The organism is Bradyrhizobium sp. USDA 4504 (assembly GCF_054063995.1).
In genome coordinates, this window is the sequence record NZ_JBSSGV010000001.1 from 5,110,314 (window position 1) to 5,133,493 (window position 23,180).

Annotated in this window: 19 protein-coding genes; 11 read left to right on the forward strand and 8 right to left on the reverse strand. The window is 65.9% G+C overall.

Annotated features, from left to right (window positions below; genetic code table 11):
• Nucleotides 1-185 precede the first annotated feature (185 nt).
• On the forward strand, nt 186-1,649 hold the full coding sequence (locus ACVMB1_RS24070; RefSeq protein WP_076830732.1) for a YcjX family GTP-binding protein: 1,464 nt from the start codon (nt 186-188) through the stop codon (nt 1,647-1,649).
• Complete coding sequence (locus ACVMB1_RS24075) at nt 1,646-2,677, forward strand: YcjF family protein (RefSeq protein WP_057019271.1); 1,032 nt, start codon at nt 1,646-1,648, stop codon at nt 2,675-2,677. Before ACVMB1_RS24070 ends, ACVMB1_RS24075 begins: the two co-directional genes overlap by 4 nt.
• A 115-nt stretch (nt 2,678-2,792) precedes the next feature.
• Here ACVMB1_RS24075 and ACVMB1_RS24080 read toward each other — a convergent pair whose 3' ends face one another.
• Nucleotides 2,793-4,334, reverse strand: a complete 1,542-nt coding sequence (locus ACVMB1_RS24080) for a glycosyltransferase family 39 protein (protein ID WP_076830730.1) — start codon at nt 4,332-4,334, stop codon at nt 2,793-2,795.
• Between the two features lie 220 nt (nt 4,335-4,554).
• On the opposite strand from ACVMB1_RS24080, the gene ACVMB1_RS24085 reads away from it, so the two are divergent.
• The 5 genes from ACVMB1_RS24085 (at nt 4,555) to ACVMB1_RS24105 (ending at nt 8,905) form a co-directional block, all read left to right on the forward strand.
• A complete protein-coding gene (locus ACVMB1_RS24085) occupies nt 4,555-6,300 on the forward strand; it encodes an adenylate/guanylate cyclase domain-containing protein (RefSeq protein WP_371852162.1) in 1,746 nt (581 codons plus the stop codon).
• Between the two features lie 162 nt (nt 6,301-6,462).
• Nucleotides 6,463-6,690, forward strand: a complete 228-nt coding sequence (locus tag ACVMB1_RS24090; protein WP_028342505.1) for a hypothetical protein — start codon at nt 6,463-6,465, stop codon at nt 6,688-6,690.
• A 208-nt stretch (nt 6,691-6,898) separates the two neighbouring features.
• A complete protein-coding gene (gene sorA / locus ACVMB1_RS24095; protein ID WP_456849283.1) occupies nt 6,899-8,098 on the forward strand; it encodes a SorA family sulfite dehydrogenase catalytic subunit in 1,200 nt (399 codons plus the stop codon).
• An 11-nt stretch (nt 8,099-8,109) separates the two neighbouring features.
• Nucleotides 8,110-8,421: a SorB family sulfite dehydrogenase c-type cytochrome subunit gene (sorB, locus tag ACVMB1_RS24100; protein ID WP_076830727.1), complete on the forward strand. Its 312-nt coding sequence runs from the start codon at nt 8,110-8,112 to the stop codon at nt 8,419-8,421.
• A gap of 283 nt (nt 8,422-8,704) precedes the next feature.
• Complete coding sequence (locus ACVMB1_RS24105; RefSeq protein ID WP_057019268.1) at nt 8,705-8,905, forward strand: cold-shock protein; 201 nt, start codon at nt 8,705-8,707, stop codon at nt 8,903-8,905.
• A 213-nt stretch (nt 8,906-9,118) separates the two neighbouring features.
• Here the strand turns inward: ACVMB1_RS24105 and ACVMB1_RS24110 are convergent, their stop codons facing one another.
• From ACVMB1_RS24110 to ACVMB1_RS24120, 3 genes are all read right to left on the reverse strand, one after another.
• Entirely contained in the window at nt 9,119-11,191 is a 2,073-nt protein-coding gene (locus ACVMB1_RS24110) for a tetratricopeptide repeat protein (protein WP_253589444.1), read from the reverse strand.
• 209 nt (nt 11,192-11,400) lie between these two features.
• The gene (locus ACVMB1_RS24115; protein ID WP_057019267.1) at nt 11,401-12,024 is read right to left on the reverse strand and encodes a hypothetical protein; all 624 of its coding nucleotides are present in this window, start codon (nt 12,022-12,024) and stop codon (nt 11,401-11,403) included.
• 104 nt (nt 12,025-12,128) lie between these two features.
• Nucleotides 12,129-12,590: an Lrp/AsnC ligand binding domain-containing protein gene (locus ACVMB1_RS24120; RefSeq protein ID WP_038386239.1), complete on the reverse strand. Its 462-nt coding sequence runs from the start codon at nt 12,588-12,590 to the stop codon at nt 12,129-12,131.
• A gap of 114 nt (nt 12,591-12,704) precedes the next feature.
• Between ACVMB1_RS24120 and putA the strand changes: the two genes are divergently transcribed.
• Complete coding sequence (gene putA / locus ACVMB1_RS24125) at nt 12,705-15,713, forward strand: bifunctional proline dehydrogenase/L-glutamate gamma-semialdehyde dehydrogenase PutA (RefSeq protein WP_076830721.1); 3,009 nt, start codon at nt 12,705-12,707, stop codon at nt 15,711-15,713.
• A 171-nt stretch (nt 15,714-15,884) separates the two neighbouring features.
• Entirely contained in the window at nt 15,885-17,090 is a 1,206-nt protein-coding gene (locus ACVMB1_RS24130) for a CaiB/BaiF CoA transferase family protein (RefSeq protein WP_057019265.1), read from the forward strand.
• A 360-nt stretch (nt 17,091-17,450) separates the two neighbouring features.
• Here ACVMB1_RS24130 and ACVMB1_RS24135 read toward each other — a convergent pair whose 3' ends face one another.
• The 4 genes from ACVMB1_RS24135 to ACVMB1_RS24150 all read right to left on the reverse strand — a co-directional run bounded on the left by ACVMB1_RS24135 (nt 17,451) and on the right by ACVMB1_RS24150 (nt 21,658).
• On the reverse strand, nt 17,451-18,479 hold the full coding sequence (locus tag ACVMB1_RS24135) for an IS110 family RNA-guided transposase (protein WP_057016162.1): 1,029 nt from the start codon (nt 18,477-18,479) through the stop codon (nt 17,451-17,453).
• 198 nt (nt 18,480-18,677) lie between these two features.
• Complete coding sequence (locus ACVMB1_RS24140) at nt 18,678-18,842, reverse strand: hypothetical protein (protein WP_168855758.1); 165 nt, start codon at nt 18,840-18,842, stop codon at nt 18,678-18,680.
• Nucleotides 18,843-18,941: 99 nt separating this feature from the next.
• Nucleotides 18,942-20,489 carry a hypothetical protein gene (locus ACVMB1_RS24145; protein WP_076830718.1) on the reverse strand — a complete coding sequence of 516 codons (1,548 nt, stop codon included), beginning with the start codon at nt 20,487-20,489 and terminating at the stop codon, nt 18,942-18,944.
• A 92-nt stretch (nt 20,490-20,581) separates the two neighbouring features.
• Nucleotides 20,582-21,658: a hypothetical protein gene (locus ACVMB1_RS24150; protein ID WP_076830716.1), complete on the reverse strand. Its 1,077-nt coding sequence runs from the start codon at nt 21,656-21,658 to the stop codon at nt 20,582-20,584.
• Nucleotides 21,659-21,862: 204 nt separating this feature from the next.
• On the opposite strand from ACVMB1_RS24150, the gene ACVMB1_RS24155 reads away from it, so the two are divergent.
• Both ACVMB1_RS24155 and ACVMB1_RS24160 read left to right on the forward strand, forming a co-directional pair.
• A complete protein-coding gene (locus ACVMB1_RS24155; protein WP_018273297.1) occupies nt 21,863-22,237 on the forward strand; it encodes a Crp/Fnr family transcriptional regulator in 375 nt (124 codons plus the stop codon).
• On the forward strand, nt 22,234-23,043 hold the full coding sequence (locus ACVMB1_RS24160) for an MBL fold metallo-hydrolase (protein ID WP_057019263.1): 810 nt from the start codon (nt 22,234-22,236) through the stop codon (nt 23,041-23,043). The genes ACVMB1_RS24155 and ACVMB1_RS24160 overlap by 4 nt, the downstream gene beginning before the upstream one ends.
• The last annotated feature ends 137 nt before the right edge of the window (nt 23,044-23,180 follow it).

The following is a 23,180-nucleotide window of genomic DNA, read 5'->3' on the forward strand; positions in this document are numbered from 1 at the left end:
CCCGTGGGCCGATGGACGATGGGTAGCGCGGGTGGTCTGACGCATTCAATTCCCCTGCCCCCCGACAACCCCTCGCCTGCAAAGGCGCCGGAAATGTGAAGCTTGATTTTGGCCCGATAATCGCCACCTTGCGGGTGATCGCCCGCCCCTTTTGGTCCCTCCTGCCGGGTTTTCGTTAACCCTCCATGGCCCCCAGCTTCACTGATATCGTCGAGGAAGCCCGTCTCTCGGCGCGGGCGCTGCTCGACTATGGCGAGGGCTTCTTCAACCCGACGGTGCGGCTCGGCGTCACCGGCCTGTCGCGCGCCGGCAAGACCGTGTTCATCACCGCGCTGGTGCACGGCCTGACCCGCGGCGGCCGCTTCCCGGTGTTCGAGGCCTATGCCTCGGGGCGGATCGCGCGCGCCTATCTCGCCCCGCAGCCCGACGATGCGGTGCCGCGCTTCGCCTATGAGAACCATGTCCGGACATTGGTCGAGGAGCGACGCTGGCCGAGCTCGACCACCGACATCTCCGAGCTCCGTCTCGTGATCGAGTATCAGCGGCAAAATGGCGCGGACCGCACGCTGACCCTCGATATCGTCGACTATCCCGGCGAGTGGCTGCTCGACCTGCCGCTGCTCAACAAGAGCTACGAGCAATGGTCGGCGGAGAGCCTTGCGCTGTCGCGCGAGCCGCTGCGCGCAAAACTCGCGGCGTCCTGGCACGCGCATCTCGCGACGCTGAAGCCCGAAGCCAAAGAGGACGAGCAGGCCGCGCTCACCGAAGCACGCCTGTTCACCGACTATCTGCGCGCCTGCCGCGACGAGCGCTTCGCGATGAGCCTGTTGCCGCCCGGCCGCTTCCTGATGCCCGGCAATCTCGCCGACACGCCGGCACTCACCTTTGCGCCGCTCGACGTGCCCGCAGGCGGCCGCGCGGGTGACGGCTCGCTATGGGCGATGATGCGGCGGCGCTTTGAAGCCTACAAGGACGTCGTGGTGCGGCCGTTCTTCCGCGACCATTTCGCGCGGCTCGACCGCCAGATCGTGCTGGCCGATGCGCTCGCCGCATTCAATGCCGGCCCCGAGGCGCTGCACGATCTCGAGGCCGCACTCGCCGGCATTCTCGACTGCTTCCGGATCGGCCGCAGCACGATCCTGAGCGCGCTGTTCCGGCCGCGCATCGACCGCATCCTGTTCGCGGCCACCAAGGCCGACCATCTGCACCACCAGAGCCACGACCGGCTGGAGGCCGTGCTGCGGCGGATCGTGGCCAAGGCCGCCGAGCGCGCCGAATATGCCGGCGCCGATATCGACGTCGTCGCGCTCGCCGCGGTGCGCGCCACGCGCGAGGCGCAGGTCCAGCGCGGGCGCGACCGGCTGCCGTCGATCCTCGGCACGCCGGCGCCGGGCGAGGTCGCCAATGGCGAGCGGCTCGACGGCGAGACGGAAGTTGCGACCTTTCCGGGCGACCTGCCCGATAATCCGGAGGAGCTGTTCAACGGCGGTTTCCGCGGCCTCTCAAGCTCGGACACCGAGGCCGTAGACTACCGCTTCCTGCGCTTCCGTCCGCCAAAGCTGGAACGAAACGGCGATGCAGAGCCGGTGCTGCCTCACATCCGCCTTGACCGCGCCCTCCAGTTCCTGATCGGAGACAAACTGCAATGAACGAGAAGACGCCCCCGCGGCGGCCGGCGACGTTCAAGCTCGACGATCCCGGCGTGGTCGTGATGGATCCGGATGACGGCAGCCGCCTCACCCGCGGCACGATCCAGATCGTGCCCGAGGCCGAGCCCGCGCAGCTCCCGGTCCCGGTCGATACGCCGCTGGTGCCGGCGCGCCGCGGCTTCCGCTGGGGCACGCTGTTCTGGAGCGCGGTCGCGGGCCTCGTGGTGCTCGGCACCGGGCTTGGCGTCCTCAACCTGGTCGAGGACCTGTTCGCACGCAATGAAGGCCTCGGCGTCCTCGGGCTGGGACTCGCCGTCATCGCCGCGGTTGCGCTCGCCGTCGTGACCACGCGCGAGCTCGTCGGCCTGGCAAGGCTTGCGACGATCGAGAAGCTGCATCTGCGCGCCGCCGAGGTGCTGATCAGCGACGACCGGGCAGCGAGCCGCGCGATCGTTGCCGATTTGCTCAAGCTCGCGCACCAGACCCCGCAGCTCGCTCGCGCCCGCAGCGCGCTGCAGAGCCACACCGACGACATCATCGACGGCGCCGACATGATCCGCCTCGCCGAGCGCGAGCTGATGACACCGCTCGATGAGGAAGCGCGACGGCTCGTATCGACCGCCGCGCAGCGCGTCTCGGTCGTCACCGCGGTCAGCCCGCGCGCGCTGTTCGACGTGCTGTTCGTGTTCGTGGCGAGCTTGCGGATGATCCGGCAGCTGGCGCGGCTCTATGGCGGCCGGCCCGGCGCGCTCGGCATGATCCGCCTGCTGCGCCACGTCATCGCGCATCTCGCGATCACCGGCGGCATGGCGGCCAGCGACAGCCTGATCCAGCAGATGCTCGGTCACGGCATCGCTGCAAAACTGTCACAACGCCTCGGCGAAGGCATGCTCAACGGCCTGTTGACCGCCCGGCTCGGCCTCGCCGCGATCGATGTCACCCGCCCGCTTCCCTTCAACGCCCTGCCGCGCCCGGCGCTGACCGATCTCGCGAAAGACCTGATCCGCAAGCGCGAGGAAGAGGAATGAGGTGCTTGCCTCGCCCCGCTTGCGGGGAGAGGCCGGAATTTTCGCGAAGCGCAAATTTCGGGTGAGGGGGAGTCTCCGCGAGACCAACTCTCGCCGTCCCCGTGGAGACTCCCCCTCATCCCGACCTTCGCAGAGCGAGCTCTGATCGTCTCGTCCCCGCAAGCGGGGAGAAGGAGGAGGCCAGCACGCGCCAGCGGAAGAAGGTGGTGTCCGGCGGCGGCGACAGATCGGGGGTCCAGCCGCTGATCTTCTCCAGCGCATAGGTGTCCATCACCATGCCGCGCCAGCTGCGCGTCACGCGCTCCAGCGGCTGGCGCACCGCTGATGTCTCGCTCCACAGCGGCAGATTGTTCTCGGGCTCGCGCCCGACATAAATGCCGGCGTGATCGCGGATCTTGCTCATGCCGGGATCGGCAAAGCCCTGGAAGCGGCCGCGTTCGTTGATTTCGATGACCGTCACCTTCCCGCGCAGCAACCAGCGCAGCATCGCATAGGTGCGATAATCCGTGGTCGCGACCCAGGTCGCGCCGGTCGCCTCAACCTGCGCCAGCGTGCGCGCAGCCACCACATCGTAGCCCGCCTCGGTGCCGATCGGATCGGTGCGGCCGATCAGATTCCACGGCGCGAACATGTAGTAGAGGAAGACGCAGACGACGAACACGATGCCTGATGTGATCGCGGTCCGCGCCCAATACACCGTCGATTTGACGAGCCCGACCGACCAGCCCTCGAACGGCATCCGCGTGACGTTGATCGCGACCGCCGCAAATCCGGCTGGCCACAAAAACATCGGCCAGGTGTCGCCGACCCGCAGCGTCAAGGACTTCCAGAGGAAGTAGATGGACGGCGCCAAGACCGCGGTCGCCAGCAGGATCGCAACCGGCTCGCGCTTGCGATAGCCGCGCCATGCCGTCAGCGCGGTGCCGAACAGCGTCACCGGCAGCAGCACGAAGCCGACCAGGCCGAACTGCATGCCGACGAATTCGCCGACGGTGCGCAGCGTGAAGGCGCGCTCGGCGGTGGCGCGCACCGCCTGGAAGCGGAACGAGGCCCAGTCGTGCTCGGCATTCCAGATCAGCACCGGCGAGAACACAACGATCGCGATCAGCGCGGCAAGATACGGATACGGGCTGCGCAGCCAGCGCCAGCGCCAATCCGGCACCAGCGCAAAGGCGAGCACCGCCGGCGCGAACATGATCGCGGTGAATTTCGACAGCAGCGCCAGCCCGGCAAACAGCCCCGCGGCGAGCCACCAGCGCCCGTCACCGCTTTGCGCAAGCCGCACCAGCGACCACAGCATCGCCACCGAAAACGGGATCAGCGCCGTATCCGGCGCGACCTTTGCCATCAAGAGGCCGTAATACAGCGCCGCCTCCGGCAGCAGCAGCGCCAGCATCACGGCGCGGACGTTGTTGGCCGTCACGCGGCGGACGATGTCGGCGAGCAGGAGCTGGGTGGCCGGCATCGCGACGATGCCGCCGAGGCGGACGCCGAGATTGGTGTCGCCGAGGATCGCGGTGCCGAAGCGGATGAACCAGGCGACCATCGGGGGATGGTCGAGGAACGACAGCACGTTTTCCTTCGACCAGGTCCAGTAATAGGCCTCGTCGGTGCGCAGATCGAGCGCATGGGCGTAGACCAACCGCATCGCGGTCATGGCAACGATCACGGCGATGACGCCCCGCCAGTCCGGCGCGCGCGAACGGGCCGGCTTAACGCTGTTGTTATCGGCTCCAGGTTCGGCTTGGGCTATCGTCACGGCGCGCTTTTTGTTCGACTCTTAACGGAGTGTCAACGTGCCGCGCGGCCCGCTCTCACGGCTGGTCCGGACCCGCGGTGGTGTTCAGCGCGGGAATTAACCACTAGACTTGCCGATCATGAATCACATGGCCTCCCCCTCGCGCGAGCACTTGCAGGACATGGCCCGCGGTATCGGCCTGCGGCAGGTCCGCATCGTCACGGGGGCGATCATGTTCGCCTACCTGACCAGCCATTTCCTCAACCACGCGCTCGGCAATATCTCGACGCAGGCGCTGGCGATCGGGGTCTACTACCACACCGAGTTCTGGCAGTTCCTGCCGGTCGCGATCGTGTTCTACAGCGCCTGCCTGGTGCATACCGGGCTCGGCATCTGGGCACTCTATCAGCGCCGCGAGTTCCACTGGAAGGCGATCGAGCCGCTGCAGCTGACGCTCGGCCTCAGCATCCCGATGCTGATCGTCGCCCACGTCGTCGGCGTACGGCTCGGCCAGACCCTGTACGGGCACGAGAAGCTCTACCCCCAGGAGCTGTACACCTTCTTCATCGCCTCGCCGAACCGGCTGTGGCAGATGCTGGCGGTGCTGGTGATCGCCTGGGTGCATGGCTGCATCGGCCTGTATTTCTGGCTGCGGCTGCGTCCGTTCTTCAAGCGCGCCGCGCCGTTCCTGCTCGCCGGAGCCGTGCTGATCCCGACCCTGGCGATGCTCGGCATCTACCAGGGCGGCCGCGCCACGGTCGCGGATTATCAAGACCCCGACTGGCGGCGCGAGGAGCTCTCGGTGCAGAAGCTCGGCACGGCGGCGCAGGGGAGCACGCTCGAGAAGATCACCGACGGCCTGACCATCGGCTATCTCGGCCTGCTCGGCCTCGTGCTGCTGGCGCGCGGCGCGCGGGCCCTGCTGGAGCGCCGCGGCGGCATGATCGCGCTGTCCTACGGCAACGGCCGCACGCTGCGGGTACCGAAGGGATTGAGCGTGCTGGAAGCAAGCCTGCGCTACAACGTGCCGCATGCGAGCGTCTGCGGCGGCCGCGCACGCTGCTCGACCTGCCGCATCCGTATCATCGGCGACCACGCCGGATTGCCCGAGCCCTCGCCGCGCGAAGCCTTCGTGCTGCACCGGGTCGGCAATGACGATCCGTCGATCCGGCTGGCCTGCCAGTTGCGGCCGACCGCCGACCTGAATTTCTTCCAGCTGTTCCTGCCGAGCACGACATCGGCCAACGCGCACGCCGCCAATCCGGCACGGGTCGGCCAGGAGCGCTATCTGGTCAGCATGTTCGTCGACATGCGCGGCTCGACGCAGCTTGCCGAGAAGCGGCTGCCGTTCGACACCGTGTTCATCGTCAACCGCTTCCTCGGCGCGGTGTCGCAGGCGGTGCTGGAGGCCGGCGGGCGGCCCAACCAGTTCATCGGCGACGGCATGCTGGCGCTGTTCGGGCTTGCCACCGACCGGCAGGTGGCCTGCCGCCAGGCGTTGCGCGCGGCGGCGCTGATCGCAACCCATATCGACGAGCTGAATCAATTCCTGAGCCACGATCTGCGCGAGCCGATCCGCTTCGGCATCGGCATCCATGGCGGCGAGGTGATCGTCGGCGATATCGGCTATCGCGACCACATGGTGTTCACGGCGCTCGGCGATGCCGTCAACGTCGCGGCACGGCTGCAGGACATGACCAAGGCGCTGGCCTGCGAGGCGATCATCTCGGACGAGGTGCGCATCACCGCCGGGCTGGCCGACGATGCCCTGCCGGCGCAGGAGGTCGCGATCCGCGGCCGCAACGAGCCGATGACCGTGCGCACGGTCGAAAAGACGCAGCTCCTGTCGACGCTGGTCGACGACCGGCGTGCCGTCGCGGCCTGACCGGTTCATCTCCGCTTCAGCCCAATGTGACCTGCCGCACACCCGCCGGTGCGTTCAGCAGAGATGCTCGAACGTGCCCGGTGCCGGATGCGACTGACTGGCGATGGGTAACACTGCAACCGCGCCGCGACAGAGCTCAACGCGCACCTGAAGGAGAAGACCATGTTTCGCAAAGTCACGCTCGCTCTCGCCACTGCCGCAACCCTCGGCGCCGCCGCGCTGGCGCCGACCGCAGCTTCCGCCAAGCCGTTCTTCTGGCATCCGCATCACCATCACTTCTGGGGTGGCCCGGGCATTGCCGTCGGCTTCGTCGACTCCGGCTGCTACGCCACCCGCCTGGTGCTGACGCCCTATGGCTATCGCTATCGCACCGTGAACGTCTGCTACTGATCGAACGTTCTACTTGGATGGAAACGCCCCGTTCGTCCACGCGACCGGGGCTTTTCGTTGTTGCGACGCAACGCTGCGAAAGCTCAATTGACTTGCCGTTCCCCGGTGCGACATTTGGACAGCGCGCATTCCGCGATGCGAAGGCGCGCAAGGCAATCTGGGCCTGGTGATGACCGGCTCACGACAGAACGGCTTCGGAGGAAGCGGAATGCTCGATCGACGAGACTTGATGAAGCGCGCCGGATTGGCCGCTTTGGTGACGGGGCTGGGATCAAGGGGTGCATTCGCCCTCGACACCGTGACGCTGCCCTTTGGCAATGGCGAGCGCCCGCTGGTGCGCTACCCGCAAAAGCGCCCGATGATCGGCCTGACCGCCCGCCCGCCGCAGCTGGAAACGCCGTTTGCGGTCTTCAACGACGGCCCGATCACGCCGAGCAATGCGTTCTTCGTGCGCTATCATCTGGCAGACCTCCCCTACAATCTCGATCCGGACAAGTTCACGCTGGAGGTCAAGGGCAAGGTCGACAAGCCGCTGAAGCTGTCGCTGAAGGACATCAGGAAGCTGAAGGCGACCGATATCGTTGCCGTCAACCAGTGCTCCGGCAACAGCCGCGGCTTCTTCAGTCCGCGCGTCGCCGGCGGCCAGCTCGGCAACGGCGCGATGGGCTGCGCGCGCTGGCACGGCGTGCCGCTGAAGACCGTGCTCGACATGGCCGGCGCGCAGGCCGGAGCCAAGCAGGTCACCTTCAACGGCATGGATGGTCCGGTCAGCGACAAGACGCCGGATTTCGTCAAGGCACTCGACATCGACCACGCACGCGACGGCGAGGTGATGCTGGCCTGGGGCATGAACGGCGAGGACCTGCCCTTCCTCAACGGCTTCCCGCTCCGCCTCGTGGTGCCCGGCTATTACGGCACCTATTGGGTGAAGCACCTCAACGAGATCACCGTGATCGACAACGTGTTCGAGGGCTTCTGGATGAAGTCCGCCTACCGGATACCGGATACGCCGAACAATGCGGTCGAGCCCGGCACCGCACCGAAGGCGACGATCCCGATCAATCGCTTCACGGTGCGCTCGTTCATCACCAGCGTTGCCGACGGCGCCAAGCTGAAGGCCGGCCGCACCATGCTGCGCGGCATTGCCTTCGACGGCGGTAAAGGCATCAAGGAGGTGATGGTCTCGACCGACGGCGGCAAGAGCTGGACGCCGGCCAAGCTCGGCAAGGACCTCGGCAAATACGCCTTCCGCGAATGGAAGTTGCCGGTGAAGCTCGCGGCCGGTCCCGCAGAGCTGAAGGTGCGCGCCACCAACAATGCCGGCGACACCCAGCCGATGGATCCGTTGTGGAATCCGGCCGGCTATCTGCGCAACGTCGTCGAAACCGTGCGCGTCACCGCAGCGTGAGGAGAAGCATCATGACCAGCAAGCTGCTTCCATCCCTCGCCGCGATCGCCGCGCTGTCGATCGGCGCCGCCATCGCCGCGCCCGTGAACTACACGGTCCCCGAGGAAACCGCGGCCTTCAAGCCAGGTCCCAACCTCGAGGTGGTGCAAAACAACTGCACCGCCTGCCACTCGGCCGACTACATCAAGAACCAACCGCAGGGCGAGAAGTTCAAGAAGGATTTTTGGCAAGCCGAGGTGACCAAGATGATCAAGGTCTACGGTGCGCCGATCGACGAAGCCGACGTCGGCAAGATCGTCGAATACCTCTCCGCGACCTATTGAGACGCCGCCGGTCGATCCCCGCGCGCCGGCCGAAAAGGCAGCGCGCGGGACGATCGATCCAGTTCGGTACACCGGAACCGATCCGTTTTTGCAGCGCATCAATTGACCACGAAACGGGCAATCCGGCGTAAAACCCCCGCAAAGCGGGTTGTTTCCGGTCAAAAACACACCGTCGTTTGATCTACCCAGCTTTTTTCAAACTGCTATCCTGTCGTTGCGGACAAGCCGGTTTTTGCGGGGACCGACTGGTCTGTTTTCGATTGATTCCGCGGAGACGACTGGAATGCCCAAAGGTACAGTGAAGTGGTTCAACCCGACCAAGGGTTATGGATTCATCCAGCCCGCATCGGGCGGCAAGGACATTTTCGTTCATATTTCAGCAGTTCAGAAGGCTGGCCTTCAGACCCTCAACGAAGGTCAGTCGGTTGAATACGAAGAGATTGCAAATCGCGGCAAGACGTCAGCCGAAAATCTCAAGGTCTAGCGTCACAGCGCCAGATCCGGCGGCGCACTCTCGGACGCCATCCGGGAGTGGGGGCCGATCCACACACCAGACAACGTGACGTTCGGCGGGGCGGGCACGATGCCCGCGCGCCATGGCGTTGAACTATATGGCGTTGAACTATTTCGGCGGCCACCGCTCGCGCGCCGACGACTGCCTTTTGCGCCGGGAAGCGCGCGGCTGCGCATTGCAGCATCACAGGCACGTGCCGCTCTGGCCGTTGCCGCACGGCACCCGCTTCGACAGCTGCTGAACCTTGCGCTTCGACTCGGCCTGCGCCAGCACGTCGAACACGCTTGACGGGGTGAGCTGCGTGGCCTTGCGGAAGTCCTCGGTCGCCTTGTCGACATGGTTGAGCGCCTCATGCGCCTTGGCGCGGGCGAACAGGCCCTCAACCGTCTCCTTCTGCGCGATCGCCCGGTCGAGATCCTCGACCGCCTTGTCGTAGTTGCGCAACGCCGACCAGGTGATGCCGCGCAATGTCAGCGCCGGCTGATAATCGGGCCGCGCAGAGAGGATGAAGTTGAGATCCTTCATCGCGTTGTCCGGCTTCTTCAGCCCGAGATAGGCCCGGGCGCGCAGCACATGCGGGAAGGCATCGTTGGGCGCCCGCGTGATGATCTGGTCGAAGGCGGCGATGGCGCGGTCGTACTGGGAGGAAGTCAGCATCGCGAGCCCGCGGCCGAGCTGTGCCGTCGGATTGTTCGGGCTTCGCTCCAGCACAGCGTCGATATCGACCAGTCCCTCATCTGCGCGGCCCTTGAGCATCAACGCGAGGCCGCGCCACGATTTGGCGATCAGATTGGTCGGCACCAGCGCCAGGGCCTGATCGAAATCCAGCAGCGCCTTGTCGAGCTGATTGAGGCCGATATGGGCGAGCCCACGTTCGGTGAAAGCGAGCGTCTCCTTGGGATTGAGCGAGATCGAATGATCGTAGTCGGCGAGCGCGTCCTGCACCTTGCCGGTGCCGGCCTTGACGAGGCCACGCGCCAGATAAGCCAACGAATTGTTCTGATCGAGCGTGATGGCACGGCCGGCGTCGGCCATCGCTTGATCGAACTGCCGCGTGCCGGCGGCATTGAGCGCGCGGGCCGCCAGCAGCTGCGGATCGTCCGGCTTGACCTTGAGCAGGGCATTTAGATCGTTGCGCGCGTCCGCCGACCGGCCGAGCTTTGAATAGGCCAGTGCACGCAGGCGCAGCGCAGCCTCGTTGCGGGGATCGCCGCCCAGCACCTGGGTGAGATTGGCAACGGCGCCCGCGTAGTTGCCCTGTGCGACGAGCTGCTTGGCCTGCTCGACCTGCTGGTTACCCGCCGCCGGCCCGGCTGGCCGCGCCGGCGGCGCGCCTGGAGCCGGTGCGGCCTGCGGCGGCGCGGCGCCGCCTGCTGCCTTGGCGAGTTCGGCCTGCATCGTGACCGCCTGCTGGCGCTGCTGCTGTATCTCCTTGTTGTCGGGAAGCACCGCCAACAACCGGTCGAAGTCGGCAATCGCGCGGGCATAGTCACCCTTGGCGCTGTAGAGCTGGGCACGGGCGAAATAGGCGTTGCGCTCGGCCTGCGGCGCCTGCGCGATCGCACGCGAGAAATCCTCGATCGCTTTATCCATGTCGCCCTTGCGGCGATGGGCCTGACCCCGCCAGTAGAATGCATTCGGCGTGCCGGCGTTGACGGCAATCGCGGTGTTGGCGTCGGCCACCGCCGCATCGGGCTGTCCGGTTTCGACATAGGCCCGCGCGCGCCCGACACGGGCAGCGGGAAGATCCTGCCGCAACGTGATCGCCTGGTCGTAATCCGAGATCGCATCGCTCCAGGCGTGCTGGTCGGCGCGCAGATTGCCGCGCGCCAGGAAGCCGAACGGGTTCTTCGGCTCGAGCTCGATCGCGCGATCGAAATCGGCGCGGGCCTGATCCAAGCTGCCCTTGCGTTGCTGGACATAGCCGCGCGCGATCAGCGCCGGCACGAATTGTCCATTCAGCTGCACCGCTGCATCGGCATCGCTGAGGGCCTGATCGATCTTGCCGCGCGCGATGCCAAATCGCGAGCGGCCGGTGAAGGCCTTGGTGCGGTCCTCCGTGGAGCGTGCGGTATCGTTGATGATGCCCGAGCACGCCGCCTCGGCCTTGTCCGTCGGCGGCCCGCTGCAATCCTCGACATCGCCCGCGCGGGCCGGACCGGCGAGCACGGGCCAAAGTAGCAGCGCAAGCGCCAGCAGCTGTGGGAAACGAACGCCGCGGGTGGCGGCATCAATGCAGATCGAACGTGAACGCATATGGTAGCCTCGGGTTGACCGAATGCTGCCGGTGTTAACGCGTCACTTGGTTCTTATGGTGATCGGCCCTGAACGTATTTTTTGGAACCATATCGTGCGAAGCTATTGTTCGAATCCTGGCATTCGGTTCCCAGCGTCGCGCGGAACGCTATCCCTGCGATCAATGAGGATGGAACAGCGCGGAACGCGCAGCTGCGACGCTCAGCCGTTCAATCTTCCGTCACCCATTTGGCGACGGTCATGACATCAGGCGGTTGCAGATAGCCGCGGGGCCAGAGATCGACCGCCCATTCCACCTTGGTCGCGCGCTCGACGAGAACGGCGGTGTTGTGCGGCGTTTGCACCAACGAAAATCCGCGGTAGTGGGGATCCCCAACGTCATGAAACCTGAACAGGTTCCACGCCTGCATCACCAGCATCAGGCTGGTCGTGTTCCGCGTCGTGTCCCAGCAATCATAATTGTGTTTGTCGTCGTTGGCGCGGAAATCCGCTTTCGCCACGCGCTTGTCGGTGCCGAGGATCGGCCCCATGCGCCGGTCGAACCAGATCACGGCCTTTTGCACGGCCGCGCGTTCGGCGGCGGCATTGGCGCGGCCCGTGGCCATGATCTTGGCCAGAGCCGCCCGGTCGGCTGCGCTGAAGTCGAGCATCTCGCGACGCCGGCAGACGAAGCCGTAACAGACGGTCATCCCCGTCGCCGACGGCGGATAGATCGAGACCGAGGTGTAGAGCTGCAGGATGCCGGAGCTGAGCTCGGCCGCGCGGGCCGGCATGGCCGACGGCAACGACAGCATGAGCACAGCAAGCGCGCCGGCAAATCCGGCCCGCTTCATTCGTATCGGCTGATCAGCGTCTTTCATGAACCACCGCCCCAACTCGACCAAAGGATTATCGCGGGCGTGTCGCGATGCCAAGACATCCGGCGCATGGCTGTGGATCAGACCGGCAGCGGCGCGTCGCGCTTGACTTCCTCCATCACCGCGTAGGTTCGCGTTTCCCGCACGCCCGGCAGCGCCAGCAGGGTCTCGCCGAGAAACCTGCGATAGGCGGTCATGTTGGCGACCCGCGCCTTGACCAGATAGTCGAAGCCGCCGGCCACCATGTGACACTCGAGCACTTCCGGCGCGGTCTGGACCGCCCTGGCGAACTTCTCGAATACATCGGGCGTGGTCTTGTCGAGCAGCACCTCGACAAACACCAGCAGGCCAAGCCCGAGCCGGTGCGGATTGAGCCGGGCGCCATAGCCCTCGACGAAGCCGTCGCGCTGCAGCCGCTTCAACCGTTCGCCGACCGAGGTCGGCGACAGGCCGATCCTTTCCGCCAACTCCACATTGGCAATCCGGCCATCCCCTTGCAGGATCGAGAGGATTTTGCGGTCAGTCTTGTCGATTTCTGTCATATCTATGGTAATTCTCGAATTGATCCTGATTTTCTAAGGCAAATCTGCTAATTTGTCTATCGAACTACGGTTCGCTAGCGCGTACGTGTTCCCACACAATCTCAAGGAACCGCCATGCCAGACCCGTTGCCGCTCCCGCCCCCGTTCAGCGCGCCGTATGCGCCAGACGACAGCGCCATCGCCGCCCGCCTGCGCCAGGACGCGACGCTCGGCGCGGAGGCGGAGGCACGGATCGACCGCACCGCGACGCGCCTGATCGAGGCGATCCGGGCCAATGACGATCCGCTCGGCGGGGTCGAGGACATGTTGCGGGAGTTCGCGCTGTCGACCAAGGAAGGGCTGGCGCTGATGGTGCTGGCGGAGGCGCTGCTGCGGGTGCCGGACGCGCGTACCGCCGACCAGTTCATCGAGGACAAGCTCGGTCAGGGCGACTTCGTCAACCACGAGACCAGATCGAGCGCGTTCCTGGTCAACGCCTCGGCCTGGGCGCTCGGCATGTCGGCGCGCGTGATCCAGCCCGGCGAGACGCCGCAGGGCACGATCGGGCGGCTGACGAAGCGACTCGGTGCGCCGGCGGTGCGCGCCGCGACACGGCAGGCGATGCGGCTGATGGGCAGCCATTTCGTGCTCGGCGAGACCATCGAGGCGGCGCTGTCGCGCGCGCAATCGCACACGGCGCGCGGCTCGCGCTATTCGTTCGACATGCTCGGCGAGGGTGCGCGCACCGCCGACGATGCCCATCGCTATTTCGAATCCTACGCCCGCGCGATCGAGGCGATCGGCAAGGCGGCCGGCGATCAGCCCCTGCCCGACCGGCCCGGCATCTCGGTGAAACTCTCCGCGCTGCATCCACGCTTCGAGGCGGTGAGCCACGCGCGGGTGATGACCGAGCTGGTGCCGCAACTGGTCGATCTCGCGCGCCGCGCCAAGGCGTTCGACCTCAACTTCACCGTCGATGCCGAGGAGGCCGACCGGCTGGAGCTGTCGCTCGACGTCATCGCCGCCGCATTCGCCGACCCTTCGCTCGCCGGCTGGAGCGGCTTTGGCCTCGCGATCCAGGCCTATCAGAAGCGCGCCGCCGACGTCATCGACTATGTCGATGCGCTGACGCGCGCGCTGGATCGCAGGATGATGGTGCGCCTGGTCAAGGGCGCCTATTGGGACACCGAGATCAAGCGCGCGCAGGAGCGCGGGCTCGATGGCTATCCGGTGTTCACCCGCAAGGCGATGACCGACCTGAACTACGTCGCCTGCGCGCGCAAGCTGCTGGCGCTGCGGCCTCGGCTGTTTCCGCAATTCGCCACCCACAACGCGCTGACGGTCGCAACCATCCTCGAACTCGCCGACGATCCCTCAAGCTTCGAATTCCAGCGGCTGCACGGCATGGGCGAAGCGCTCTACGCCCAGCTCGGCGAGGACAGGCCCGAGATCGCCCACCGCACCTATGCGCCGGTCGGCAGCCACCGCGACCTGCTCGCCTATCTGGTGCGGCGGCTGCTCGAGAACGGCGCCAACTCGTCCTTCGTGGCGCTGGCCGCCGACAATCGCGTGTCCATCGTGGACCTGCTGCGCCGCCCGGCCGAGATCGTCGGCACCGACGACAAGGCGTCGCACTCCGCGATTCCGTTGCCGGCCGAGCTTTATTGGCCGCAGCGCGAGAACTCGCACGGCATCGAATTCGGCGAACGCAAGGCGCTCGGCGCGCTGACGTCGGCGATCGCGGCCGAACGGAAGGCTTCGCCTTCCGTCACGCCATCAACCACCGAGCAGGCGAATGCCGCCGTTGCCGCGGCGCGCCGCGGCTTCAAGGCCTGGAACGCCACGCCGGCCATAAAGCGTGCGGCGATCCTGGACAAGGCCGCGGAGCTGCTCGAGCAGCGCCGCGCCCACTTCCTCGCTCTGCTGCAAAGCGAGGGCGGCAAGACGCTCGATGATGCGGTATCGGAAGTGCGCGAGGCGATCGACTTCTGCCGCTACTATGCCGCGCTGGGGCAAAAGCTGTTCGGCGAAGGCGAGACGATGCCGGGCCCGACCGGCGAAAGCAATGTGCTGGAGCTGTACGGCCGCGGCGCGTTCGTCGCGATCTCGCCGTGGAATTTCCCGCTCGCGATCTTCCTCGGCCAGGTGACGGCGGCATTGATGGCGGGCAATGCGGTGATCGCAAAGCCGGCCGAGCAGACGCCGCGCATCGCAGCCGAAGCCGTTGCCATGCTGCATCAGGCCGGCGTGCCGCCATCGGCGCTGCATCTGATCCAGGGCGACGGCGCGGTCGGCGCCGCGCTGGTGGCGCATCCCACCATCGCCGGGGTCGTCTTCACCGGCTCGACGGAGGTCGCGCGGTCGATCAACCGCACGCTCGCCGCCAAGGACGGCCCGATCGTGCCGCTGATCGCCGAAACCGGCGGCATCAATGCCATGATCGTCGACGCCACCGCGCTGCCCGAGCAGGTCGCGGATGACGTCGTGACCTCGGCGTTCCGCTCCGCCGGCCAGCGCTGCTCGGCGCTGCGGCTGCTGTTCGTGCAGGACGACGTCGCCGACCGCATGATCGAGATGATCGCGGGCGCCGCGCGCGAATTGAAGATCGGCGATCCCTCCGAACCGTCGACGCATATCGGACCGGTGATCGATGCCGACGCCAAGCAGCGGCTCGATGCGCATATCGCGCAAATGAAGCAGGAGGCGCGCGTGCATCTCGCCGGCGAGGCGCCATCAGGCAATTTCGTCGCGCCGCACATCTTCGAACTGTCGGCGGCCGGGCAATTGAAGGAAGAGGTGTTCGGCCCGATCCTGCATGTGGTGCGCTACCGCGCCGACAAGCTCGGCGAGGTGCTGAGTGCGATCGAGGCGACCGGGTTCGGGCTGACGCTCGGCATCCATTCCCGCATCGACGACACGATCGAGCACGTGATCGACCGCCTCCAGGTCGGCAATATCTATGTCAACCGCAACATGATCGGCGCGGTGGTCGGCGTGCAGCCGTTCGGCGGCAGCGGCCTGTCCGGCACCGGCCCCAAGGCCGGCGGCCCGCATTACCTCGCGCGCTTCGCCACCGAGCAGACGATCACCATCAACACCGCCGCCGCGGGCGGCAATGCGGCGCTGATGGCGGGGGTGGAGTAATACTCATCACCGACATGTCATTCCGGCATGGTGCATGGGCGCCAGGTCCGGAATGACTTGGTTGCATCGTGCCCCCCAGATGGGTCAAATGGCGGTCCGATCGGGATCATTGCTTGCGATAATTCCAGCTACCGGAAAAACACCAACAAGCGCCACGGGAGCGACGGCACGATGGAAAAAGGCATTTTTGACGGGCTCAAGGTCCTGGACTGCGCGAGCTTCATCGCGGCACCCGCGGCCGCCACCGTGCTGTCCGACTTCGGCGCCGACGTCATCAAGATCGAGCCGCCCGGCGCCGGCGATCCCTATCGCAATCTGCCCAATCTGCCCGGCTATCCATCGAGCGAGCACAATTTCGCGTGGATGCTGGAGGCCCGCAACAAGAAGAGCCTCGCGCTCGACCTCACCAAGCCTGACGCGCAGCAGGTGCTGTACAAGCTCGTCGCCGAGGCCGACGTGTTCATCACCAACATGCCGCCGCAGGTGCGCGCAAAGCTCGGCATCACCTACGACCATCTTGCCCATCTCAACGACCGGCTGATCTACGCGTCCTTCACCGGCTATGGCGAGAAGGGCGAAGAGGCCAACAAGCCCGGCTTCGACTCCAACGCCTATTGGGCCCGCTCCGGCCTAATGGATCTCGTGCGCGCCGACGAGGAGACCACGCCGGCCCGTTCCGTCGCCGGCATGGGCGATCACCCCTGCGCGATGGCGTTCTACGGCGCGATCGTCACCGCGCTGTTCCAGCGCGAGAAGACCGGCAAGGGCTCGCACGTCTCGACCAATCTGATGGCCAACGGCGTCTGGGCCAATGGCGTGCTGGCGCAGGCCAAGCTCGCCGGCGCCAAGTTCAAGAAGCGCAAGCCGCGCGAGGAGGCGCTGAACGCGGTCACCAACCACTATAAGTGCAAGGACGGCCGCTGGCTGATCCTGTCGCTGCTCAACGAAGACCGGCAATGGCCAACGCTGGCGCGCTGCATGGGCCGCGAGGATCTCGTCGCCGATCCGCGCTTCGCCACCAAGGCGGACCGCCATGCGCGCTCGGTCGAGCTGATCAAGATCTTCGACGAGGTGTTCGCCGGCAAGGACCTCGCCGAATGGCGCAAGATCCTCGACGGCAACGGTCTCGTGTTCGGCGTCGTCGGCATCCTCGACGACATCCCGAACGACAAGCAGATGATCGAGAACGAGGTGCTGGTGCGCTTCGAGAACGACACCATGCTGACCGTCAACAGCCCGATCTTCATCGACGGCGCGAGGAAGGTGCAGCCGCGCAAACCGCCCGAGGTCGGCGAGCATTCCGACGAGATCCTGCGCCAGGCCGGCTACGACGAGGCCACGATCCAGAAGCTGCGCGCGTCGGGCGCGGTGGCGTAGCGAACTAACCACCTTCGTGAGTAGCCCGGATGGAGCGAAGCGAAATCCGGGACAAGTCTCGCAATCGGATCACGCAATCCCGGATTTCGCTTCGCTCCATCCGGGCTTCTGTAACGGGCCTTGGTTAGTCAATCCCTTTTCGCGTCATCCACTCGCCGGGCACTTGCTTCTGTACGGGATCGGCGCGAAGGCCGTCGCCTGATGGGGTGCATTGAGGAGCCGGCCGGCCAATCTACGGATTGCGTGGTCGTGAGCCACTTCCCGGATGGCGGCCTGACCGGATCCATCGTCCCAGCGGAGGGACTTCGCTCGGGGAGAGCCTGGTGTCGTGGCCCGCCCGGAACCGATTGCTGCTCCTGGCTAGATGGCCTTGGTCATCGGGTTGAACGGTTTGGTGTCGGCGAGCATGCGATGCAGGATCACGGCGAGCTTGCGAGCCAGCGCTACCTTGGCCTTGCGCATGCCTGCGCGCCGGGCGATCCGCATCGCCCAGCTCTTCAATGCCGAGCAATTCTTGACCGGCTTGGTCAGCATGACGTGAGCTGCCTGGTAGAGTGCCTCGCGCACGGAGGCATCCCCGATCTTGCTGATGCGGCCGGTGTAGTCGGTCTCACCGGACTGGTACTTCTTCGGGGTGAGCCCAAAGTGGGCTCCCGTGGCCTTCGAGGAGCGGAAGCGCTTCGGGTCGTCGATCGCCGCGGCATAGGTGAGCGCCACGATCGGACCAACGGACGGCGTTGTCATCAGGAGCTTGGCGGATGGATGCGTCCTGGCGAGCTTCTGGGTGTGCTTGTCCAGGCTCTTGAACTCCCGCAGCAGCACCGCATGGGCTTGGAGCAGCGCCGCCGCGACCAACTCCAGTCCGGGATGGCCGGTCACGAGCTCGCGGATGCGTCCGGCGAACGTGCGCTCGGTGGTCGCACCGACCTTCAGGCCAAAACCGCGAAGTATGCCGCGCAGGCTGTTCTCGACATCGCGAAGCTTGGATTGCAGCAGCTTGCGCGCCGTCAGGATGGCGCGGGTCTCCTGCGCCGCGACCGACTTGCAGTGCACCGGCCGGAACCAGCCGAGCCGCATCAACTGCGCGATCCGGCGGGCATCGTTGCGGTCCGTCTTCACCGGCATCGACTTGAAGGCTTCGCGAACGTGCCGCGTTTCCAGCAGCTCGACCGCAAGCCCTGCGTCTCGCAGACCCGCATACAGCCATTGCGACAAGGGGCCTGCCTCCAGCCCGATCCGTTCCAGTACCAGACCCAGCGACCGGAACCAGGCGATCAGCGCCGCCGGCTCGCTCGCAACCTTCGTCTCGCGCAAAATCTTGCCTGTCCCATCGACAAGGCAAACGCTCGAGCATTCCAAAGACACGTCAATTCCTGCATAGTGGTACATGGTCGTCCCTTAATGATGCTTGGAGCGGGCTTGCCCGACTCCGTTGAACACCATCAGTTTGAGGGACGACCGCCTTCCAACCAACAGGCCGCTCGCGAGCGCGCTTCCAAATTGCGCCGTAGCGAGCGGGCGGCCGGCCCGTTACCCCATCTACTAGGTCAGCGAGCATTCCATCGCAGGCATCCAACGCCTAGAAAGCTATCTTTTCATCCAGGCCCAGACCAGGACCACAACGATGATGCCGAGGATGACCGCGAGCCCGATCGCCCAGCTGCTGACGCGGACGGCGCTGACCGCCTGACGCTCGGCCTCGTTGGCCGCGATCTCGCGGTCGCGCTGCTTGTCGTCCTCGGGAGCACTCATCGGCCGGTCTCCGCTCAAGGCTGGGCTGTTCGGGGCATGGTCGCAACGTGGAATGTAGCATCGAATAATGACGCGCAGCGGCTTCGGTTCCGGCGGAAATCACCGGCCCTTCACGAAGCACATGCCGATGCGCGAGGCCTTCCCGGCAACCTGGCAGGCAAGGCCGTCGGCGCAGGTCCAGCCGCGGAAGCTGCGGTCGGTCTCGGCGGGCCTCGCGCCCGGCAGATAGCAATGCGCGCCCCAGCCGTCGCTGTATTCGGTGCCGGCAAGTTCCGCGCTGCCGCGCTGCTGCGGCCGGTTGGAGAAGCCGCGCGAAAAGTCCGGCGCCTTGCCGTCGCGGAAGCTTGCGAGGATATCGCGGCGGCGAGGCTGGTCGCCGAAGAAATGCGGCGAGGCCGGCACCACGGTGGAGTTCGACGGCTTTGCCGCCATCCAGTCGACGCCGGGGAAATGGAAGCCGCCGATGCCGCGGGTCTGGTGACAGCCCGCGCAGGTGACATCGTTGAGGCGCCGCTCGAAGCCGGCCAGCGACTGGATGTTTTGCAGCTTCGTTCCGTCGGCCGCAGCCTTCTGCAGGGCGCCGACGACGTCACCATCGGAGAACACCGCATTGCCGGCCGTGCCCTCACCCTGCACCATGCCGAATTCGGGCTCCAGCTCGCTGACATCGAAACCAGTCGGCGTCGGCGCGACCGCTACGGTCGCGAGGAAGCGATCGGGGATCAGCAAGGTGCCGCGATCGAGCTCGGCAAGATGTTTGGGATCGAGCAACCACGCCTTGAAGTCGCGCCTCAGTGCCCCGTCCGCCAGAATACGGTCGCGATCGATCTGGTTCTCCAGCGGCGCTTCGGCAAACCGTTTTGCCACGCCGTCATAATCGAACACTTTGAGCAGATAGTCGGTGCGGAAATCGCGCACCGCGGATTTCGGCGCGTGCGCGATCTGCAGATTGGTCTCGATACGATCGATATTGCGCGCATCGATCAGGTCGAGCGGACCATCCTTGCCGAGCAACTTCTCCATCGCCGGCGGCGCGCTGCCGGTCGCGAGCCAGCGCCGCGCGATTTCGCGGCAGCCGAGCGATGCGTCGTTGCCGTCGCCTTTCGCCTTCAGCACGAGGTTCAGCGTCATCGGCAGCCGCTGCGACACCGCCTTCTCGCCGATCGGCGACACATCGGTACGGGTCAGCCGGTAGATCAACCGGATCTCGCCGCAATCTTTCGGCGCCACATAGGCGCGGTCCATGCGGTTGACGATGCCTGACAGCACGAAGCGGACGTCGGAGGATTCAAGTAGCGCGCGATCGAACAGCTGAAACGCGAAGCCGTCGCCGATGCCGATGCTCTCATTCGGCAGGCTTGCTTTATGCTTTGCGACATAGCGATCGAACTCGCGATCCAGCGCCTCGCGCACCGGAACCATCGCGGCGAGCCCGAACAGATCACGGCTGGACAGCGGCGTGTCGGCGGAACGCTTCGGCGCGAGCATCCGGCCGAGGTTGAAGCGGCCGTGATCGAGCTCGCGCAGAATGGCGGGATCGATAACCGCCGCGCCGCGCTCGAGCGCGCGATCCTCGGCGGCACGTCCAGGCGCGGCGCCGCAGAGCAGAACGGACATCACCAGAAGGCATTTCAGCGCGCGGCTCATGCCCCCACTAACACCGCGCGGCAAACCCTATTCAAGAAAAAAAGGCGCTTCACATCGTGGTGAAGCGCCTTGGTGTTGTCGGGTTGCGGAGATCAGCGCGAAACGATCAGGCCCTTGCTGGTGACGACCACCCAACGGCCGTCCTGCTTGCGGATGGCATCGACGCGGCCGAGACCGGGGACGGGGTCGCCCGCGTAAACCTCGTAGATGCCGCCGCGGCCTTCGATCAGCGCGCCGCCATTGCCGACGTCGCGCAGCGACCAGCCGTCGACCACCGGCAGGCGGCCGACCTCTGGCCTGGGGGCGGCCGGCGCCGCCGCGGCAGTCGCCGGGGTGATCGAGCCCGTGACCTCGCGGGCGGGCGTCGCCGCGGCGACGGTGGTCTGCGGCGCGGCGCGGAGCTTGTCGACCGCCTCGCTGAGCTTGTTGAGCTTGGCCATCGGGTCGGCCTGGGCCTTCTCGACCTTCTCGATCCGGTCATTGGTCTTGCTGAACTGGGCCTGGCCGGCCTTGGCGGTCTGCTCGACGCTGGCCTTCAGCGCGGCGACCTCGGATTCGATCCGGGCGAGCGCGGCATCGGCCGCCTCCTTGTTGGCGGCGGCGTCCTTGGCAGCCACATCCCTGACGGAGGCAGCAGCGGGGGCGGCGAGATGGCCGAGCCCCGCGGTCGCGAGCGCACCGCCGATGGCGCCGGCCACGGTCGCCAGCGCGATCACCGCGGCCATCGCGCCGATCCGGCGCGTGCCGGCCGGCTTGCCTGCCGCCTTGGCCGCCTGTTCGGCGCCTGGCCTGGATGCGGTCGCCTCATGGTCCCAGGTGCGGTCACCCGGCGCCATGATCATCAGCTTGCCCGGAAAATGCGGCTCTTCCCGCTTGCCGGTCGCGACCCTGGGCACGTCCATATTGGTCGGCTCGACCTTGGCCTCGACCTTCGGCTCGATCATGGACTCGATCTTGGGCGGTTCAACCTTTGAGGGTTCAACCTTCGAGGGTTCAACCTTGGGCGCGTCCATCCGGGGCGCGTCCGCCTTTGGCGACGTCTCTTCCTGCTCGGGCGCAAGCCGGGGAGCTTCGACACCGGTCGCGGCCATCACGGGCTCGCTTTTCGCCGCCATTTCGGCGCCGGTTTGACCGCTGACCGGCTCGCTCTGCTGCTCACTCACGTTCAAAGTCTCCAGACTAGGTTGACAATTCGGTGACTTTTATTGCTTGCGAAATGGTTACCCCGCTCCGCCATTACCTAAATTTTAGGGAGTTTTCCGGGCCGGATTTAGGCGATGCTGCCCTGCGGCAATCTGCGCCGCTTCCGTTTGCGCGCGGCGCTTTCCCGATTAACATACCGTCATCTTCCAGCCAGAAGGCAGGAGAGCGCCATGACGATCGAGAAATGCATCAAGGAATTTGGTGTCGATGACGTCATCTTTGAGGAAGGCTCGACCGGCCGCGAGCTGTTTGTCGTGCTCGACGGCAAGGTCGACATCGCCAAGATCGATCGCGGAAACAAGACTGTTATCGTCAGCCTCGGCAAGGGCGAGTTCTTCGGCGAGATGGCCGTGATCGACGGCTCGGCGCGCTCGGCGACCGCCATCGCCTCCGCGCCCGCAACGCGGGTGATGCGGATCAACCACGCCCGCTTCGTCTATCTGGTCAGCCAGCAGCCGGCGTTCGCGCTGATGGTGATGGATGCGCTCTCGAAGCGCCTGCGCGCATCCAACGCGGTCACTTACCGGACGGCGGCAACCCCATGAGCGACCGCAAGCCAAGCCCGTTCAAGACGCTGTTCGACGCCGAGGTCGCAACGCTGATCCAGGCCGCCGACGACGTCTATCAGATCCGCTTCAAGAACCGTGCGGCGAACGCCTATCTGGTGCGCGGCAGCAAACGGACCATCATGATCGACGTCGGACTGTCGAGCAATTATCCGTCGCTCGTCGCCTGTCTCAACCATCTCGGGGTGACGCCCGAGATGGTCGACATGGTGGTGCTGAGCCATGAGCATCTCGACCACATCGGCGCGGCGTACCATTTCCACGGCAGCGCCTACGTCGCCGCGCACCGGCTCGCCGCCAACAAGATCATGCTGCGCGACGATTTCTCGATGCTGCGCAAGATGTTCAACGAGCCGAACGTGCCGATCGATATCGACATCTGGCTCGAGGAAGGCAACCTGATCGACCTCGGCAATTTCCGCCTCAACGTGATGTACACGCCCGGCCACACCTCGGCCTGCATCACGCTGTTCGACCAGGACAAGGGCCTGCTGTTCGCCGCCGACACGCTGATGCCCGGCGGCGTGATGGGCGGCGTGTTCGGCTCCGGCTCGATCGCCGACTATATCCAGTCGCTGGAGCGGCTGAAGGGCCTCAACTCGAAGATCCTGCTGTCGGGACATGGCCGGCTGTCCGACACGCCACAGGACGATGTGCGGATCGCGCTGCAGCGCTCGCACGGCCTGCTCGAGGACACCGCGCAACTGTTCGATGCACTCGATGCGCGCTCGAATTTCGAGCCGATCATGCAGTCGGTGCGCGACCTCAACAAGCTCGACGATTGAGCTCAGTGACTCCCCGTCGTTGCGAGCCAACGGGTCGCAATGACGTTCGGGCGACCGAGCGCCTTCACATTTGACAAATCCGCGCCCGGCCTGTTCAACAGCGGCAACAACAACGTTGAAGAAACAGGGAGCGAGGA

Coding starts and splice junctions, on each gene's coding strand:
- ACVMB1_RS24135 (WP_057016162.1), bottom strand. CDS start 18,479: ATGTACCACTATGCAGGAATTGACGTGTCTTTGGAATGCTCGAGCGTT.
- ACVMB1_RS24080 (WP_076830730.1), bottom strand. CDS start 4,334: ATGACCGCGATGCGGTTGGTCTACGCCCATGCGCTCGATCTGCGCACC.
- ACVMB1_RS24130 (WP_057019265.1), top strand. CDS start 15,885: ATGGAAAAAGGCATTTTTGACGGGCTCAAGGTCCTGGACTGCGCGAGC.
- ACVMB1_RS24140 (WP_168855758.1), bottom strand. CDS start 18,842: ATGAGTGCTCCCGAGGACGACAAGCAGCGCGACCGCGAGATCGCGGCC.
- ACVMB1_RS24155 (WP_018273297.1), top strand. CDS start 21,863: ATGACGATCGAGAAATGCATCAAGGAATTTGGTGTCGATGACGTCATC.
- ACVMB1_RS24075 (WP_057019271.1), top strand. CDS start 1,646: ATGAACGAGAAGACGCCCCCGCGGCGGCCGGCGACGTTCAAGCTCGAC.
- ACVMB1_RS24090 (WP_028342505.1), top strand. CDS start 6,463: ATGTTTCGCAAAGTCACGCTCGCTCTCGCCACTGCCGCAACCCTCGGC.
- ACVMB1_RS24115 (WP_057019267.1), bottom strand. CDS start 12,024: ATGAAGCGGGCCGGATTTGCCGGCGCGCTTGCTGTGCTCATGCTGTCG.
- ACVMB1_RS24110 (WP_253589444.1), bottom strand. CDS start 11,191: ATGCGTTCACGTTCGATCTGCATTGATGCCGCCACCCGCGGCGTTCGT.
- ACVMB1_RS24145 (WP_076830718.1), bottom strand. CDS start 20,489: ATGAGCCGCGCGCTGAAATGCCTTCTGGTGATGTCCGTTCTGCTCTGC.
- ACVMB1_RS24160 (WP_057019263.1), top strand. CDS start 22,234: ATGAGCGACCGCAAGCCAAGCCCGTTCAAGACGCTGTTCGACGCCGAG.
- ACVMB1_RS24085 (WP_371852162.1), top strand. CDS start 4,555: ATGAATCACATGGCCTCCCCCTCGCGCGAGCACTTGCAGGACATGGCC.
- putA (WP_076830721.1), top strand. CDS start 12,705: ATGCCAGACCCGTTGCCGCTCCCGCCCCCGTTCAGCGCGCCGTATGCG.
- ACVMB1_RS24070 (WP_076830732.1), top strand. CDS start 186: ATGGCCCCCAGCTTCACTGATATCGTCGAGGAAGCCCGTCTCTCGGCG.
- ACVMB1_RS24120 (WP_038386239.1), bottom strand. CDS start 12,590: ATGACAGAAATCGACAAGACTGACCGCAAAATCCTCTCGATCCTGCAA.
- sorA (WP_456849283.1), top strand. CDS start 6,899: ATGCTCGATCGACGAGACTTGATGAAGCGCGCCGGATTGGCCGCTTTG.
- ACVMB1_RS24105 (WP_057019268.1), top strand. CDS start 8,705: ATGCCCAAAGGTACAGTGAAGTGGTTCAACCCGACCAAGGGTTATGGA.
- sorB (WP_076830727.1), top strand. CDS start 8,110: ATGACCAGCAAGCTGCTTCCATCCCTCGCCGCGATCGCCGCGCTGTCG.